Source organism: Sphingomonas sp. PP-F2F-A104-K0414, from assembly GCF_004340945.1.
Taxonomy (GTDB): Bacteria; Pseudomonadota; Alphaproteobacteria; order Sphingomonadales; family Sphingomonadaceae; genus Sphingomonas.
In genome coordinates, this window is the sequence record NZ_SLYD01000004.1 from 479,081 (window position 1) to 494,120 (window position 15,040).

The following is a 15,040-nucleotide window of genomic DNA, read 5'->3' on the forward strand; positions in this document are numbered from 1 at the left end:
ATCATGCATATTCCCGAAGTCACTGCCCCGACGATCGCCATTGCCGGTACGACCGACCGCTTTCCCGTCCGCCGAATCTTCTGTGTCGGCCAGAACTATGCCGATCACGCGCGCGAGATGGGGTCGGACCCCGACCGGCAGGAGCCGTTCTTCTTTTCGAAGCCCGCCGACGCGGTGGTGACGAACGGCAGCACCCTGCCCTTCCCGCCGCAGACCGAAGACCTTCATCACGAGGTCGAACTGGTCGTCGCGCTTTCCACAGGCGGCAAGGACGTCGCCGTGGAGGATGCCACAGCGATGATCTTCGGCGCGGGCGTCGGCATCGACCTGACGCGCCGCGATCTCCAGGCGGCGGCAAAGAAGATCGGGCGGCCGTGGGACATGGCGAAGGGTTTCGACCGCTCCGCCCCCATTGCGGCGCTGACGCCGGGCGTCCCCGCCACATCGGGCAGCATCGCGCTGACGGTCGACGGCGAGACGCGGCAGTCGGGCGACCTGTCGATGATGATCTGGAGCGTCCCCGAAATCATCGCGACGCTGTCGACCTTCGTCGAACTCGCGCCCGGCGATCTGATCTTCACCGGCACCCCCGCCGGCGTCGGCCCGATCCAGCGCGGACAGACCGTGCGCGCGACGATCGAAGGGTTCGAACCGCTTGAGGTGACATTAACCGCCTGATCGGCCATCGTCCCCGAATATAAGCAGATAATCGGGGGGCACATGGCTGACACAGGCGAATTTGGCGGACGAGATTCGGGCGCGGACGGCTTTCTGAGCCGGGCGCGCACGGTTGCAGGCCCCGGCTTCAACCGCTGGCTGGTGCCCCCCTGCGCGCTCGCGATCCACCTGTGCATCGGCATGGCCTACGGGTTCAGCGTATTCTGGCTGCCGCTGTCGCGTGCGATCGGGATCACCGATCCGGTGGTCTGCAAGGACCTCTCGCTGCTCGGCGCGCTGACCACGACGACCTGCGACTGGCGGGTGAGCGACCTCGTCTGGACGTACACGCTGTTCTTCGTCGTGCTCGGCGCGTCGGCCGCGATCTGGGGCGGGTGGCTCGAGCGCGCCGGCCCGCGCAAAGCCGGCGTCGTCGCCGCGTTCTGCTGGTGTGGCGGCATGGGGATCGCCGCGATCGGCGTGTCGATGCACCAGCTCTGGCTAATCTGGATCGGGTCGGGCGTGATCGGCGGCATCGGGCTTGGGCTCGGCTATATTTCGCCCGTCTCGACGCTGATCAAATGGTTTCCGGACCGTCGCGGCATGGCCACGGGCATGGCAATCATGGGCTTTGGCGGCGGCGCGATGATCGGCGGACCGCTCGCCGATCTGTTGATGAAGCATTTTGCGAGCCCTGCAGGCGTCGGCGTGTGGCAGACGTTCCTGGTCCTCGCGAGCGTCTATTTCGTGTTCATGATGGCCGGCGCGATCGGCTACCGCGTGCCTGCCGAGGGCTGGGCGCCGGCCGGCTGGACCTCGCCGACGAGCGCCAAGGCATCGATCAGCCGGTTCAACGTCGCCTTGTCCGACGCTCACCGCACGCCGCAGTTCTGGCTCGTGTGGCTGGTGCTGTTCTTCAACGTCTCCGCGTCGATCGGGATCATCGGCATCGCCTCGCCGATGTTGCAGGAGCTGTTCGGCGGACGGTTGATCGATGCGCCGGGCGTGCTGTTTACCGCGTTCGACGACGACCAGAAGAAGGCGGCGGCGGCGGTCGGCGCAGGCTTTGTCGGCGCGATCAGCCTGTTCAACATCGGCGGGCGGTTCTTCTGGGCGTGGCTGTCCGATCGGATCGGGCGGAAACCGCTGTTCGCGACGATCCTCGTCGCGGGCGCGGTGCTTTACGGATTCGCCGCACCGGCGCTCGCCGGCACGACGCTCGGCCTGTTCATCCTCGTCTTCTGCATCCTCGCCTCCATGTACGGCGGCGGGTTCGCGACTGCGCCTGCGTATCTCGCCGATCTGTTCGGGACGAAATATGTCGGTGCGATCCACGGGCGGCTGCTGACCGCGTGGTCGACCGCGGGTGTGGTCGGGCCGTTGCTCGTCGCGAACATGCGGGACCGCGCTATCGCGGCGGGCGTGCCGCGGAGCGATATCTACCCGCCGATCTTCTGGGTGCTGGCGGCGATGCTCGTCGCCGGGTTCGTCGCGAACCTGTTCGTCCGGCCGGTCGCCGCCAAATTCCACATGCCCGCGGACGACAGGCCGGTCGCGGTCGAGACGGTGGCCGGCGGGACGGTCGCGACGGCTACCGGCACCTCGCCGGTGGTCGTGTTCGCCTGGCTCGCGGTCGGGCTGCCGATCCTCTGGGGGATCTACATGACGCTGTCGAAGGCGTTGATCCTGCTCAAGTAAAGCGCAACCCGATCGGTCGGCCATCGGTTGCCCCTGTTCCCCCCAGACAGGAGCTTCCCATGGCCGACCGGCTCACGATGCAGGATCCGCGCACGCAATATCCGCAGCCCCCCTTCCCGCAGCAGCCGCAGGAAGCCCCGGGTATCGCGTCGAAGATGGACCCGAAGCCCGATCACGGCGAGACGAGCTACAAGGGCTCGGGCAAGATGACCGGCCGCAAGGCGCTCATCACCGGCGGCGACAGCGGCATCGGTCGCGCCGCCGCGATCGCCTATGCGCGCGAGGGCGCCGATGTCGCGATCGTCTATCTCCCCGCCGAAGAAGCCGACGCGCAGGAAGTCGTCGCACTGATCGAGGCCGAGGGTCGCAAGGCGCTTGCGCTGCCCGGTGACGTGAAGGACGAATCGTTCTGTCGCGCCGCGGTCCAGCAGACGATCGATGCGTTCGGCGGTCTCGACGTGCTGGTCGTCAACGCCGGTCGCCAGCAGACGCGGCCGACTGTGGCCGATATCTCGACCGACGATTTCGACCAGACGATGAAGACCAACGTCTATGCGCTGCACTGGTTCGTCCAGGCCGCCGTCCCGCATCTGCCCGTCGGCGCAGCAGTGGTCACGACGGCATCGGTGCAGGGCTATGATCCGTCGGACAATCTGCTCGACTATGCGACCACCAAGGCGGCAATCGTCGCGTACACCAAGGGTCTCGCCAAGCAGCTGATCGAAAAGGGCATCCGCGCCAACGTCGTTGCGCCTGGGCCGTTCTGGACGGTGCTTCAGCCGAGCGGCGGCCAACCGCGGGAGATGGTCAAGACCTTCGGGTCGAAGAGCCATTTCGGCCGCCCGGGTCAGCCCGTGGAGATCGCCCCGGTGTACGTGCTGCTCGCCTCGCAGGAGGGGAGCTATATTACCGGTGAGGTCTACGGCGTGACGGGCGGCGCGGGCGTGGCCTGACCGAGAATCCTCCCCCGCAAGGGGGAGGTGGCTGGCACTTGCCAGACGGTGGGGGAGGTAGGGATCACCGCAGTTGCGTGTTCCTCCCCCCTCCGCCACCTTCGGTGCCACCTCCCCCTTGCGGGGGAGGATCAGTTCGTAAGGCCCCTAACGTCGCTATTGCACATCGTTATCAATTCTGTACTTGTATCCCGGTGACCGCCCGGAAGATCATATCCCTCGTCAGAACCGCTGCCCGCACATGACCCGCGGCACGATCAAGACCTGGTATCTCGTCCATAAATGGACGAGCCTGATCTGCACCGCGTTCCTGCTGATGCTGTGCGTGACCGGCCTGCCGCTGATCTTCGAGGAGGAGATCGATGGCTGGCTCAACCCGCCCGCGCCGATGGCGACGCTACCCGCGAATACGCCATCGCTCTCGCTCGACACCATTCTGGCCCGCGCGGCGAAGGCGGCCCCCGGCGAGCTCCCGCTCTACATCAGCTTCGACGAAGAGCGCCCGATCGTCTACGTCACGACCGGCCCCACCGCAGATGCGGCGCCCGCAGCAATGCATTTCCTCGCCTTCGACGCGCGCACCGGGGCTAAGATGCCGCCCTACGTCCCCGGCGTGATGGCATTCATCCTGAAGCTCCACACCGACATGTTCCTCGGCTTCTGGGCGGAGATCTTCCTGGGCGTGATGGGCCTGCTCTTCTTCGCCGCGATCGTGTCCGGCGTCGTGCTCTACGCCCCGTTCATGGCGAAGCTCGACTTCGGCACGCTGCGCCGCGGACGCAGCAAGCGGCTCGGCTGGCTCGATCGCCACAATCTGCTCAGCATCGTCACTCTGGTGTGGGCGAGCGTCGTCGGCGTGACGGGGACGATCAACACCTTCGTCGTGCCGATCACCGCCATCTGGAAATCGAACGGCCTTGCCGAGATCATCGCCAGCGAGACGCGCACCCCGCTCGGGCCCCAGCGCGCATCGGTGCAGGCGGCGCTCGACGCGGTGCAGCGCAAGGCGCCCGAGATGAAGCCGCAGTTCATCGCCTTCCCCGGCGTCGTCTTCAGCAGCCAGCATCACTACGCCGTGTTCCTGAAGGGCGCGACGCCGCTGACGTCGAAGCTGCTGCTGCCGGGCTTCGTCGATGCCGCGACCGGACGGCTCGACGCGGTCGTGCCAATGCCTTGGTACATGCAGGCGATGCTGCTCGCCCAGCCGCTGCATTTCGGGAATTACGGCGGCCTCGCGATGAAGATCGTCTGGGCCATTTTCGACATACTGACGATCATCGTGCTCGGCAGCGGGCTGTATCTGTGGCTGCGTCGTCGCGGCGGTCCGAGCGACCAGCGCGTCCGCGAAGTCGTGATGGCGGGAGAAATCGCATGACCCACAAGACCAACCGCCAGATCTTCGCACTGCCGATCTTGCTGGGCGTGTCGACCTGTGCCGGACTCGGCGCAGGCCTGATCGGCGATGGCGTCTGGGATGCCGGCGCAGGCCTGCTGCTCGCGCTGCCGCTGGTCGTGACCGGCCGCTACTGGGTCCGCACACCGTTCACGCAATCACGCCCCGCCGAAGCGCCAAGGGTCGCGTCGATCGCTCACTAAAGAATGATCCTCCCCCGCGGGGGGGAGGATTGTAGAGTTCGCGCCGATTGAAAAATGGAGCCGGTGTTACCCGGCTCCACAGACTTCAGGTCGCTGGCGTCGCCTGCGGGGCAGGTACCGATGCCGGTGCGGGGAGCGCACCGGCTGGTGCGCGGGCTGCACCCGGCGCCATCGGCGGCGGCGGCGGTGCCATGCCGGCTGGCGGGGGCGGTGCGACCCCTGCCGGCGGTGGCGGGGGAGCACCCGGACCGCCAGGGCCGCCCGGACCACCCGGGCCACCGGGGCCACCAGGGCCACCAGGGCCACCAGGACCATCGCGACCCGGACCATCAGGACCAGGGCCATGCGGACCGCGCGGCGGGCCACCGACCGGGCCGAGTGCGGTCACCTTGCCACCGGGCGCGACCAGGAACGAGGCGTGGACGAAACCATCCTCGAACCGACCCTGGATCGTCACCGGCTGCCCAGTCGCGACCAGGTTGCTACCCTCGCCGCCGCGACCGAGATCGACCAGCGCGCGGCCGGTGCGGTCGGCCATCACGAACTTGTTGCCGTATTGCTCGGCGACGGTGCCGCGGATCGTGACGATGCCGTCCGACTGGAGCGAGCGGATCGCGACTGGGGTTGCGGGCGCCATCGTCACGCTCGGACGGGTGGCGGCGACGGTGACGGCGCCGGCGGCACCGCCGACCACGAGCAAGCCGGCGGCGGCGAGTGCCAGGCGGTTGCGGCGGAGATTGAACCGCTTGCCGGGCGCGGTGTGGGAATGTTCGGTCATTGCGTCGTTCCTCTCATTGGTTGACGAATCACCTTCTAGGCGCACGCTGCCGACGCCCGCTGAACCAAGCCGTTCAGTTTCCGTTGTGATCTTGGACATAGGGACAGGCGCATGCGGGTATTATTGGTCGAGGACGATGCGGCGATCGCCGACGGGTTGGCGCGAGCGTTGCGCGCGGAGCATTTCGCGGTCGACGTCGCGAGCAACGGCGAGGACGGCGGCCATCTCGGCGCGACCGAATTGTACGACGCGGCGGTGCTCGATCTTGGCCTGCCGAAGCGCGACGGGTTGTCCGTCCTCCGCGACTGGCGCGCAGCGGGCCGCGACCTGCCAGTGCTGATCCTGACCGCCCGCGACGGCTGGTCGGAGAAGGTCGAGGGGTTCAAGGCGGGCGCCGACGATTATGTGGTGAAACCGTTCCGCGTCGAGGAGGTGGTGATGCGCCTGCGTGCGCTGGTCCGCCGCGCCGCCGGTCATGCTGCGGCGCGCGTGACATGCGGGCCGCTGACGTTCGACGCGCAACTCGGCACGTTCGAGCGCGATGGCCTGCCGCTGAAGCTCACCGCGTTCGAATGGCGCGTGCTGTCGGCACTGATGCTCCGCCGCGAGGTGGTGATCGAACGCGCCGACTTGATCGAGCGGGTCTACGAGGGCGACGCGGACGTGGATTCGAATTCGATCGAGGTGATCATCGGCCGGTTGCGGCGGAAGATCGGTGCGCAGATGATCGAAACGGTACGCGGCCGCGGGTATCGGCTGACGGCGGACGGGGCGTGATGGCGATATGCACCACCCCGGCGAAGGCCGGGGTCCAGTTGGGGGACGGTGCTAACGGAACGTTGTCCGCCATTATAAAAGCCTTTCCACCTGGGCCCCGGCCTTCGCCGGGGTGGGGTTCAAGGCACGGATCATCCCACTTTAACGGGCGCACGTGATGACCCGCCTCCGCCTCATTCCTCGATCGCTCTTCGGGCGAATGCTCGTCATCGCAGGGCTGTCGACCGGGCTCGCGCTGCTGTTCGCGGGGGTGACGATCAGTCATGTCCTCGAACGCTTTGTCACACGCGGACTCGACGAGCGGCTCGATGCGCAGGTCGCGGTGCTGGCGCGTGCGGTCCGTCCCGACGCGACGCTCGACCGGACGCGCGCGGTCGACCTGCCCGAATTCGGCGAACCCGGCTCCGACTGGTCGTGGCAGGTCGAGGGCCCCGCCGGTCGCTTCGATAGCGGCACGACCCGCCCCCTGCCCCCGATCACACCCCCCGCCCCCAAGCCGGCGCCACCGATCGACGCAGTACCTCCAGCCCCGCAGCCTGATCCCGGACGCCCTCATCCTCCCGGTCCCGGTGGCCCCGAAGATCACGCCCTCCACGCCGGTGACACGCGCGATCGCAACGGTGATCGCCTCCACTCGCGCACGATGGACGTCGCCACGCCGCGCGGCCCCGTGACGATCACCGCGATCGGTCCCCGCCGGATCGTCGAGGAACCACTGCGCGAGGCGATGATCCCGCTGCTCGGCTCGCTCGCCTTGCTCGGCATCGGGCTGGCGCTGGCGACGTTCGTGCAACTTCGGTTCGGCCTGCGTCCGCTGCGCGATCTCCGCACGGCGCTCGCCGCGGTCCGCGCTGGCACCGAACGCCACGTCCCCGACGACCAGCCCGGCGAGCTGCAACCGCTCGTCACCGAACTCAACGCGCTAATCGACCAGAACGCCGCCGGGCTCGCGCACGCACGCCAGCATGTCGCCAATCTCGCGCACGGCCTCAAGACCCCGCTGGCGGCGCTGTCGCTCAAGCTGGCGGAGACCGGCGCGGATGACGATGTCCGCGACATGGTCGAGCAAATCGACCGCCGCGTCCGCCATCATCTCGGTCGCGCACGCGCCGATGCGACCGGCGGCGCCCGCGTTCGAACCCAGATCGCCCCCGCGGTCGACGACCTGCTCGCGGTGCTGCGGCGGATCCATGCCGATCGGCCGATCGCGGTCGAACGCGCCATCCCCACCGATCTCGCGGTCGCGATCGACCCGCAGGATCTCGACGAGATGATCGGCAACCTGCTCGACAACGCCTGGCGCCATGCGCGCTCGACGCTGACGATCGATGCGCGCGCCGCCGACGGCATGGTGATGCTGGGTATCGCCGACGATGGCGACGGCCTCGACGACAGCGCGATCGCGGAAGCGATGCTGCCCGGCCGCCGCCTCGACGAACGCAGCGATGGCCACGGCTTCGGCCTGTCGATCACGCGCGAACTCGCCGAACTCAACGGCGGCAGTCTCGCCTTGGGCCGATCGCCGACCGGCGGACTGGTCGCGCGTCTCCGCCTCCCGCAGCGCGCCTGACGCAGCGATCCGCTACGCGCCTAACGCAGCGATCCGCTGCGGTGTGCGTTGGCCCGCTACGGACAGTCGGAAGGATAGAGCATGAAAGTCGGATTCATCGGTCTCGGCCAGATGGGCAGCGCAATGGCCGCCAATCTCGTCAAGGCGGGGCATGCGGTGACGGTGTGGAACCGCTCGCCCGACAAGGCGGCGGACCTGGTTGCAGCCGGCGCGACGCTGGCCGCAACGCCCGCAGCCGCCGCGCAGGGCGACGTGGTGATGACGATGCTCGCGGACGACACCGCGCTCGAAGCCGTGGTGTACGGCGCCGATGGCATCCTGAACGCGCCTGCGCTGCACGTGTCGCACAGCACGATCGGCGTCGCGCTCGCCGACCGCCTCGCAGCGGACTCGGATCGCTATATTTCGGCACCCGTTTTCGGTCGCCCGCCCGCTGCCGAGGCCGGCAAGCTGTTCGTCGTCGCAGCCGGCGCGGACGATCTGATCGATCGCTGCGAACCGCTGTTCGAGGCGATCGGCCAGCGCGTCTTTCGCGTCGGCACCACGCCGTCGGCCGCCAATCTGGTCAAGCTCAGCGGCAATTTCATGATCATGGCCGCGGTCGAGGCGATGGCGGAAGCAATGACGCTGGCGGAAAAGGGCGGCGTTGACCGCGCGACCCTGCTCGAAGTGCTGACCGGCACGTTGTTCTCGGCACCCGTCTACAAGACCTATGGCGACATGCTGGTGGCCGACGCGTTCAAGCCGGCCGGTTTCGCCGCCCCCTTGGGCCTGAAAGACATGAACCTCGTCGATGCCGCCGCGAGCACCTCGCGCACGCCGATGCCGCTGCTCGGAATCGTCCGCGATCATCTGCGCACCGCGATCGCGCTGGAGGGCGACGACGTCGACTGGGCCGGCGCAGGACTCGCGGTGCGCCGGGCCGCCGGACTCAAATAAGGCTTACCAATAGCGGCTGCCGGGTACGCCCTTGAACGGCCCGGCAAGATCCGCGGTGATCCAGCCGCCGTAGAAGCCGCCGGGCTGCGGCACGACCATCTCGCCATCGACGGTGCACACATCGAACGGTGCAGCGTAGAAAGCGAGATGGTCGCGCAAGGCCGCAAACGCGCGGGTCGGTGCGGGATAGCTCCAGGCGATGTCGCGGTGCGTCTCGCCATCGAGCACGAGATCGTAATAGACCGCATCGCCCTTCCATTCGCAGAACGACCGATGCGTAGAGCGCCGCAGCAGCGCCATCGTCACGTCGTCAGGCGGGATATAATAGCTCGGCGGGTGGCTGGTTTCGAGCGTCCGCACGCTCGCGCGCGTATCCGCGATGACCTGCCCACGATGCTCGATGCGGATGTGGCGCGCACATCGCTCGGCGATCGCAGGACGGGGGAAGTCCCAGACGCTGGTCTGTCCGGGCAACACCGGATCACGTGTGACGGTCATGGCTTCACCGCCTCGCGCCGTCGCAGCGCGCGCTGCAACTTAGGTCGGACGCGCAGGAAGCCGATATAGACGCGCTCGAGCAGGCTCAGCACGATCGGCTGGCGCGCAGCGAGCCCCAGCGGACGCAGAACCGGGATCGCCCGCCACATCGCCGCGAACGCCGCCGCGCCCGAGAGCAACTGCCCGTCCTCACGCGCGTGAAACCGTGCGAGCAGGTCGCGCCGGTCGATCGGGCAGGAGGCGTCGCCATCGGTCGCATCGATGAACTCGATCGCACCGCGCCGGTCGAGCCGCCGCATCAGCGCGATCTCGCGCCGGCATAGCGGGCAGTCGCCATCATGCCATACGGTCAGCCGGCTCATCGTCGGGTGTCGTTGCGCTGACTGATCCGGGTCGCGAGCACCGTCGCGAAGCCGAGCCAGGCGACGAACGGCACGCCCAGCCCCGCCGCCGGCCGATCGACCTTGGCGGCGGTGGCGACATAGGCGGCGCCGGTGACGACCATCCCGCCTGCCGCGATCGCGCTCGTCTCCAGCGCGCGCTTGCGGAAGAACAACTCGGTCCACCCGCCGACCATCGCGGTATTGAGCAGCCACAGCCCAACCGCGGCGTTGCGACGCGGATCGGCCGGCGCGCGCATCAGTCGATAGCCGCCAACCGCAAGCCCGGTTTCGAGCACCGGCCAGACCGCGCCGAACACCGCGTCGGGCGGCGTGAAGCCCGGCTTGTCGAGCCGTTTGTACCAGCGCCGCGTCTTGGGGTGCGAGGGATCGGGCGCGTTACGCCGTCCCAACACTGCGCTCGCGCCCAGCACGCCGGCCACGATCAACGCCGCAACCGGCTTGGACAAGCCCGTCCGCGACGCGCCGGTCCGCGACGGATCGGTCAGCGCAACGTCCGACGGGTCGGTGTGAATCGGTGTGGAGGTCGACATGCCCTGGTCCTTTCGGGCACGACGCCCGTGGTGCTACAGCGTCGGACGCCCGCGGACGTTCCGCGTGCGCTTGATACTTGAACTTCACGATCGTGCCGGGTACGGACACCGCACCACGCCTCGAACGACGCGTGTCGGCGGGTGTAGCTCAATGGTAGAGCTTTTGCTTCCCAAGCAAGTGACGAGGGTTCGATTCCCTTCACCCGCTCCAAATTTTCATCGATGTGATGTGATCGTAGCCCGGCTCTCGTAAGGCGCGCGCACGACGGATCGACCCTCGCCCGTTGGCCGACAAAGCGCCGTACCGCGCCAAGCGCCGGTCGGGGCCACGTGGTGGTCGCGGACCAGCTCCCTACGCTGTCGATCGCGGCGGCGTAGCGCGCGCGCCGGCGTGGCGGCGGTCAGCGCAGTTTCAGCGCCCGCCGGACCGCATCCCAACCGACATATTTGAAGTTCTGCGTGGCGGGCGCGTTGTCGCCGTCCTGCGCCACCAGCAACCCACCCGGATAGGCGGGGCCGAAATCGCCGAGCATCAGGTCGATGCCGTCGGTGTCGCTGGTCCCGTCGATGCCGCCGCCCCCGATCCGGAACCGGCCCGCATAGGTGACGCCGGGCAGACGGTAGAGCGTGTAGGCGTTGTCGCCCTGGCTCGACACGACCAGATAACCGCCGGTCCTGCCCGAGGGTGCGAGCGCCAGACCCTCGGCATCGGCGACCAGCGTCCTGCCGTCGACCTTGGCGATCGGGGTCCCGGTGACGGGTGCGGATGGATCGGCGTCGAAGCGCCAGAGGCCGACATCTTCTTCCGCGACATAGAGCTGCCCGGTACGATCGTCGACGACGCAGCCTTCGGACTGGGTGCCGAGCTTCATCGAGCGGACTGTCGTGACCTTGGGCGACGCACCCGACAGGTCGATCGCGACCTGGTCGATGCGGCCGTCCTTGAGCACGACGAAGCCGAACAGCGCGTGGTCGCGCGCGCGGGTCCAGAGGCACATGCCGTAGGCCTCGCCCGGCCCGACCGGGAAGCGGCCGAGCGGCACGAGCTTTGCCGCCGCCGTGTCGAGGGTGAACAGCGAGACGTGTGCGGTATTTACGTCGGCGCGATCGCTCGCGGCGGCGATCACACGTCCCCCGAGATCGCGCAGGTCGACATTGTTGAGGCGGGCGGCAGGCGTGAAGCTAAGTCGCTTGCCCGTCAGGCTGTAGACGTGGATGCCCGCCTTCTTGTCGGTGCCGATGACGAGGCTCTTGGCCGGATCGCTCGCGTTGCGCCAGATCGCCGGATCGTCCGCGGCATCGGCAGCGGTATCGACCGGGTCGGTCTCCGCGGTCGCTGCGACCATCGGTGCCTCGATCGCCACCGGGACCGAGGTCGTCGCACATCCCGCGAGGAGCAGCGCCGCAAACGGAAGCGCGCGCATCAGAACGTCACCCGCACGCCGCCGGTGTAGCGGCGCCCGAACGTCTCGTGCTCGATCGTGTACGCCGAGGACCCGACATAGCGACGGCCCGGACCGTTCAGCAGATTGGCGAAGTCGCCGTAGATTTCGACATTGCCGTTGATCGCGTAGCGGACCGATGCGTCGAGCTCATTGTCCTTGGCCCAGTAGAAGTCGCCGCCATCGACGCCGCGGACGGTGTCGCCGACCTTCGCGACCGAGCCGATCGCGTCGAGCCATGCCGAGCGGTTCTGGTACGAGACGCGCGCGGAGAAGCCATATTTCTCGTAATAGGCGATCAAATTGTAGATCGCGTCCGACGCGCCGGGCAGCCGTACTTTCCGCGACGGGATATCAGCCGTGCCTGGCGTGTCCGCGCGGCTCTTGTTGATCGTCGCGTTGAGCTGGATGCCGAAGCCGCCCATCCAGTCCGGCAGGCCAAGATCGGCGGTGAACGGATCGAGCTGCTGCTGGATCGCGCCCTCGATGCCCATGATATAGCCCTTGCCGCCGTTCAGGACGGTCGAGAACTGATATTGCGAGCGATCGGTATTGCCGCTGTTGAGGATCGTGCTGCCGAAGGTCTGCACCGAGTCGAACAGGACGTTGGTGACGTCCTTGTAATAGGCACCGATCGACAGGAAGCCGCGGGGCATCGTGTAATATTCGACATAGGCGTCGACGCCCTTGGCCTTTTCGGGCTTCGCGTCGGGGTTGCCGCCGGACACGGTCAGGTTGGCGTCGTTATAGGTCAGGTTCGGGCGGAGCTGATCGTAATCGGGCCGTGCGGCGCCGGTGTTGAACGACAGCCGCGCCTTCATCCGATCGTTGACGTCCCAGTTCAGGTGGAGGCTCGGATACACCAGCGTCTGGCTCGATTTCGCCTCGACCGGCGTCGCCACACTCGTTGCGGCATTGATCGAGAACGCCCGCGCGTCGTTGCGGATATGCTCGACGCGGGCACCACCGATGATGCTGCCCCAGTTGGTGGTCACCGTGGCCATCGCGTACGCCGAATAGACCTTCTCGCCGACCTTATAATAGTTCGCGTCAACCGGCAGATAGCTGGCGACGGTCTTCGCCTGGTCGACCAACCCGAGCACCTTGTCGCGGTCGAAATATTGGAAGGTGTAGCCGAGCGGGATCTCGCCCTGGAACCCGCCGGACTTGGCGATCGCGGAATAGTTGGTGGAGATTCCCGCGGCGGCGAATTGCGCTGCGCCGTTGATGTCGAGCAGGCTCTCGTTCGCGGTCTTGGTGCGATCGTCATAGCGGACGCCCGCCGTGAACACCGTCTGCGCGCCGAATAGCGACGCCTCGCGGCTGACGTCGAGCTTGGCGGTGTACGCCTCGGTCACGTCCTGCGCCTTCAGCGAGCGGAGACGGGTCAGCGACGTCGGGAAATCCTCGATCGCGGTCACCTGCGCACCGCGCGAGAACGTTCCGTCGGCGTTGCGGATCGTGCGGAACAGCTGGACCTTGGCAAGCTGCGGGTCGGTCAGGTCATAGCCCACGGTCAGCCGGTTGGTGGCGTTCGTGAAGCTGGGGCTTTCGTAGTTCAGCTGCGCCGGCTGAGTCCGGTCGTCGATCGAGCGCGTGAAATTGCCGCGCCATGCGACCTTCCACTCGCCGAGTTCATGATCGCCGCCGACCGTGTTGGTGAACACCGACTGCTTGTATTTGCGTACCGTAAAGTTCGCGTTGAGATCGACGCCGTAGACGGTGCCGAGCAAAGGCGTGTTGCCGGTGCAGATGTCGGCATAGCCGGTGGTGCCCGATGCGGGCCGCGCGTTGACGGTGCAGCCGGCGCTCCCGGTCGGCGCACGCGACTGCTGGTCGTCGAGATCGAAGATGTAGTTATTGCGCTGCTCGTCGTCCTGGAACGCCGAGTAGATCGTCTCCGCGAACAGCTTGTGGCCGGGCGCCGGGCGCCAGTCGAGCCGGGTCGAGAGCGAGTAGTTCTTCCGCGTCAGGCGATACAGCTTGTTCTCGGTCTCGCGTGCCCAGTTGCGCGTTTGATAGCCGGGCCGCTTGTCCTCCTTGACCGCCTCGAAATCGGTCTCGAAATTGTCGGTGACCATGCCGCGGCGATACAGGCTGGCGGACGAGACGATGCCGAACTCGCCGATCCCGGTGTCGATCCGGTCGGAGATGACGAGCGAGCCCTCATATTCGGTCTTCTTGCCGAGTTCGACATGGCCGAGGCCGCCCTTGGCCTGCACCTTCATGCCCGGGTAATCGAACGCCGAGCGCGTGATGATGTCGACATTGCCGGCGATCGTCTCGCCGGTCATGTCGGGGGTGACGGCTTTCCGCACGATGATCTGCGAGGCGATTGCCGACGGGATCGAGTCGAACCGGGCGTCGCGGCCTTCGGGGCTGACGACGTTGATGCCGTCGATCGACAGCGTGGTCCAGTTGATCGGCGCGCCGCGCAGCGTGATGTAGCGCGCCTGGCCCTGGTCGCGCTGGACGCCGACGCCGGGCAAGCGGCTGACCGCCTGCGCGACGTTCTGATCGGGGAGGCGACCGATCGAGTCCGAGGCGATGACCGAGACGAGTGAGGGGCTGGTGCGCTGGATCTGGAGCGCTGCGGCTTCGGATTCCGCGATCGGACGCGAGCCGGAAACGACGATCTCCGCCCCCTCGCCTGCGCCCGCATCCGTGCCAACGGCCGCGGTCATCGCCACGTCGAGCGTTACCGGGGCATCGGCGACCGTGACGGTCCGGCGCGCATCGGGGAAGCCGACATAGCGGATCACGAGTTCGTGCGTGCCGGCGGGGACGCCGTTCAGCGAGAACCGCCCGGTGCGATCGACGACCGTCGACAGGTCGAGCGCGGGGATCGAGACCGATGCGCCATCGAGATAGTCGCCGCTACCAGCCTGCGACACCGTGCCGGTAACCGATCCGGGCGCGCGCGGCGCCCCGACTGGCGTTACGGCGACCGGGGTTGCCGCGACCGGCGTTGCGGCGATCGGGGCGGCGATCGGGCCGGCGTGCGCGGTGGCGATGCTCAACGGCATCAGCGCGCAGCCGGCGAGCAAGCCATGCGCGAAAACAGGGCCGCGAAAGCGGCGCGACAGGTTGGATGTCATGATGGGTCCCCGGATGTCCCGGCTTTGTCCAGCCGGCTTGGGAGGCGCGGTAGCCGCTGCGGATGGCAGCCGCGTTACGCGTGCATGACAGAAACATGAC

General features: G+C 67.6%; 14 protein-coding genes and 1 tRNA gene. 9 read left to right on the plus strand and 6 right to left on the minus strand.

The window, feature by feature from the left end; translation table 11 throughout:
* Nucleotides 1-3: 3 nt before the first annotated feature.
* From C8J46_RS12145 to C8J46_RS12165, 5 genes are all read left to right on the plus strand, one after another.
* Nucleotides 4-678 carry a fumarylacetoacetate hydrolase family protein gene (locus C8J46_RS12145; protein WP_207894163.1) on the plus strand — a complete coding sequence of 225 codons (675 nt, stop codon included), beginning with the start codon at nucleotides 4-6 and terminating at the stop codon, nucleotides 676-678.
* Nucleotides 679-720: 42 nt separating this feature from the next.
* Nucleotides 721-2,355 carry an OFA family MFS transporter gene (locus tag C8J46_RS12150; protein ID WP_132739307.1) on the plus strand — a complete coding sequence of 545 codons (1,635 nt, stop codon included), beginning with the start codon at nucleotides 721-723 and terminating at the stop codon, nucleotides 2,353-2,355.
* 59 nt (nucleotides 2,356-2,414) lie between these two features.
* Nucleotides 2,415-3,308, plus strand: a complete 894-nt coding sequence (locus tag C8J46_RS12155; protein WP_132739309.1) for an SDR family oxidoreductase — start codon at nucleotides 2,415-2,417, stop codon at nucleotides 3,306-3,308.
* A 241-nt stretch (nucleotides 3,309-3,549) separates the two neighbouring features.
* On the plus strand, nucleotides 3,550-4,683 hold the full coding sequence (locus C8J46_RS12160; protein WP_132739312.1) for a PepSY-associated TM helix domain-containing protein: 1,134 nt from the start codon (nucleotides 3,550-3,552) through the stop codon (nucleotides 4,681-4,683).
* Nucleotides 4,680-4,904: a hypothetical protein gene (locus tag C8J46_RS12165; RefSeq protein WP_132739315.1), complete on the plus strand. Its 225-nt coding sequence runs from the start codon at nucleotides 4,680-4,682 to the stop codon at nucleotides 4,902-4,904. The genes C8J46_RS12160 and C8J46_RS12165 overlap by 4 nt, the downstream gene beginning before the upstream one ends.
* Before the next feature lie 85 nt (nucleotides 4,905-4,989).
* On the opposite strand, the gene C8J46_RS21090 is transcribed toward C8J46_RS12165, so the two are convergent.
* On the minus strand, nucleotides 4,990-5,682 hold the full coding sequence (locus C8J46_RS21090) for a hypothetical protein (RefSeq protein WP_207894164.1): 693 nt from the start codon (nucleotides 5,680-5,682) through the stop codon (nucleotides 4,990-4,992).
* A gap of 111 nt (nucleotides 5,683-5,793) precedes the next feature.
* Here C8J46_RS21090 and C8J46_RS12175 point away from each other — a divergent pair, with 111 nt between their 5' ends.
* From C8J46_RS12175 to C8J46_RS12185, 3 genes are all read left to right on the plus strand, one after another.
* On the plus strand, nucleotides 5,794-6,459 hold the full coding sequence (locus tag C8J46_RS12175) for a response regulator transcription factor (RefSeq protein ID WP_132739318.1): 666 nt from the start codon (nucleotides 5,794-5,796) through the stop codon (nucleotides 6,457-6,459).
* A gap of 157 nt (nucleotides 6,460-6,616) precedes the next feature.
* Nucleotides 6,617-8,029 carry a HAMP domain-containing sensor histidine kinase gene (locus C8J46_RS12180; protein WP_132739320.1) on the plus strand — a complete coding sequence of 471 codons (1,413 nt, stop codon included), beginning with the start codon at nucleotides 6,617-6,619 and terminating at the stop codon, nucleotides 8,027-8,029.
* 81 nt (nucleotides 8,030-8,110) lie between these two features.
* The gene (locus tag C8J46_RS12185) at nucleotides 8,111-8,968 is read left to right on the plus strand and encodes an NAD(P)-dependent oxidoreductase (RefSeq protein ID WP_132739350.1); all 858 of its coding nucleotides are present in this window, start codon (nucleotides 8,111-8,113) and stop codon (nucleotides 8,966-8,968) included.
* Nucleotides 8,969-8,971: 3 nt separating this feature from the next.
* On the opposite strand, the gene C8J46_RS12190 is transcribed toward C8J46_RS12185, so the two are convergent.
* Genes C8J46_RS12190 through C8J46_RS12200 form a run of 3 tightly spaced genes read right to left on the minus strand, consistent with a single transcriptional unit; the run spans nucleotide 8,972 to nucleotide 10,400 of the window.
* Nucleotides 8,972-9,466, minus strand: coding sequence for a DUF427 domain-containing protein (locus tag C8J46_RS12190; protein ID WP_132739353.1), 495 nt, complete (start codon nucleotides 9,464-9,466; stop codon nucleotides 8,972-8,974).
* On the minus strand, nucleotides 9,463-9,828 hold the full coding sequence (locus C8J46_RS12195; protein WP_132739356.1) for a DUF393 domain-containing protein: 366 nt from the start codon (nucleotides 9,826-9,828) through the stop codon (nucleotides 9,463-9,465). The genes C8J46_RS12190 and C8J46_RS12195 overlap by 4 nt, the downstream gene beginning before the upstream one ends.
* Nucleotides 9,825-10,400: a TspO/MBR family protein gene (locus tag C8J46_RS12200; protein ID WP_132739359.1), complete on the minus strand. Its 576-nt coding sequence runs from the start codon at nucleotides 10,398-10,400 to the stop codon at nucleotides 9,825-9,827. Before C8J46_RS12200 ends, C8J46_RS12195 begins: the two co-directional genes overlap by 4 nt.
* 137 nt (nucleotides 10,401-10,537) lie before the next feature.
* Between C8J46_RS12200 and C8J46_RS12205 the strand changes: the two genes are divergently transcribed.
* Nucleotides 10,538-10,611 (plus strand) — tRNA-Gly (locus tag C8J46_RS12205).
* A 190-nt stretch (nucleotides 10,612-10,801) separates the two neighbouring features.
* Here C8J46_RS12205 and C8J46_RS12210 read toward each other — a convergent pair.
* Both C8J46_RS12210 and C8J46_RS12215 read right to left on the minus strand, forming a co-directional pair.
* Complete coding sequence (locus C8J46_RS12210) at nucleotides 10,802-11,824, minus strand: phytase (RefSeq protein WP_132739362.1); 1,023 nt, start codon at nucleotides 11,822-11,824, stop codon at nucleotides 10,802-10,804.
* Nucleotides 11,824-14,940: a TonB-dependent receptor gene (locus tag C8J46_RS12215; protein ID WP_165886534.1), complete on the minus strand. Its 3,117-nt coding sequence runs from the start codon at nucleotides 14,938-14,940 to the stop codon at nucleotides 11,824-11,826. Before C8J46_RS12215 ends, C8J46_RS12210 begins: the two co-directional genes overlap by 1 nt.
* Nucleotides 14,941-15,040 lie beyond the last annotated feature (100 nt).

Coding starts and splice junctions, on each gene's coding strand:
- C8J46_RS12180 (WP_132739320.1), top strand. CDS start 6,617: ATGACCCGCCTCCGCCTCATTCCTCGATCGCTCTTCGGGCGAATGCTC.
- C8J46_RS12185 (WP_132739350.1), top strand. CDS start 8,111: ATGAAAGTCGGATTCATCGGTCTCGGCCAGATGGGCAGCGCAATGGCC.
- C8J46_RS12165 (WP_132739315.1), top strand. CDS start 4,680: ATGACCCACAAGACCAACCGCCAGATCTTCGCACTGCCGATCTTGCTG.
- C8J46_RS12210 (WP_132739362.1), bottom strand. CDS start 11,824: ATGCGCGCGCTTCCGTTTGCGGCGCTGCTCCTCGCGGGATGTGCGACG.
- C8J46_RS21090 (WP_207894164.1), bottom strand. CDS start 5,682: ATGACCGAACATTCCCACACCGCGCCCGGCAAGCGGTTCAATCTCCGC.
- C8J46_RS12150 (WP_132739307.1), top strand. CDS start 721: ATGGCTGACACAGGCGAATTTGGCGGACGAGATTCGGGCGCGGACGGC.
- C8J46_RS12195 (WP_132739356.1), bottom strand. CDS start 9,828: ATGAGCCGGCTGACCGTATGGCATGATGGCGACTGCCCGCTATGCCGG.
- C8J46_RS12145 (WP_207894163.1), top strand. CDS start 4: ATGCATATTCCCGAAGTCACTGCCCCGACGATCGCCATTGCCGGTACG.
- C8J46_RS12215 (WP_165886534.1), bottom strand. CDS start 14,940: ATGACATCCAACCTGTCGCGCCGCTTTCGCGGCCCTGTTTTCGCGCAT.
- C8J46_RS12190 (WP_132739353.1), bottom strand. CDS start 9,466: ATGACCGTCACACGTGATCCGGTGTTGCCCGGACAGACCAGCGTCTGG.
- C8J46_RS12200 (WP_132739359.1), bottom strand. CDS start 10,400: ATGTCGACCTCCACACCGATTCACACCGACCCGTCGGACGTTGCGCTG.
- C8J46_RS12175 (WP_132739318.1), top strand. CDS start 5,794: ATGCGGGTATTATTGGTCGAGGACGATGCGGCGATCGCCGACGGGTTG.
- C8J46_RS12160 (WP_132739312.1), top strand. CDS start 3,550: ATGACCCGCGGCACGATCAAGACCTGGTATCTCGTCCATAAATGGACG.
- C8J46_RS12155 (WP_132739309.1), top strand. CDS start 2,415: ATGGCCGACCGGCTCACGATGCAGGATCCGCGCACGCAATATCCGCAG.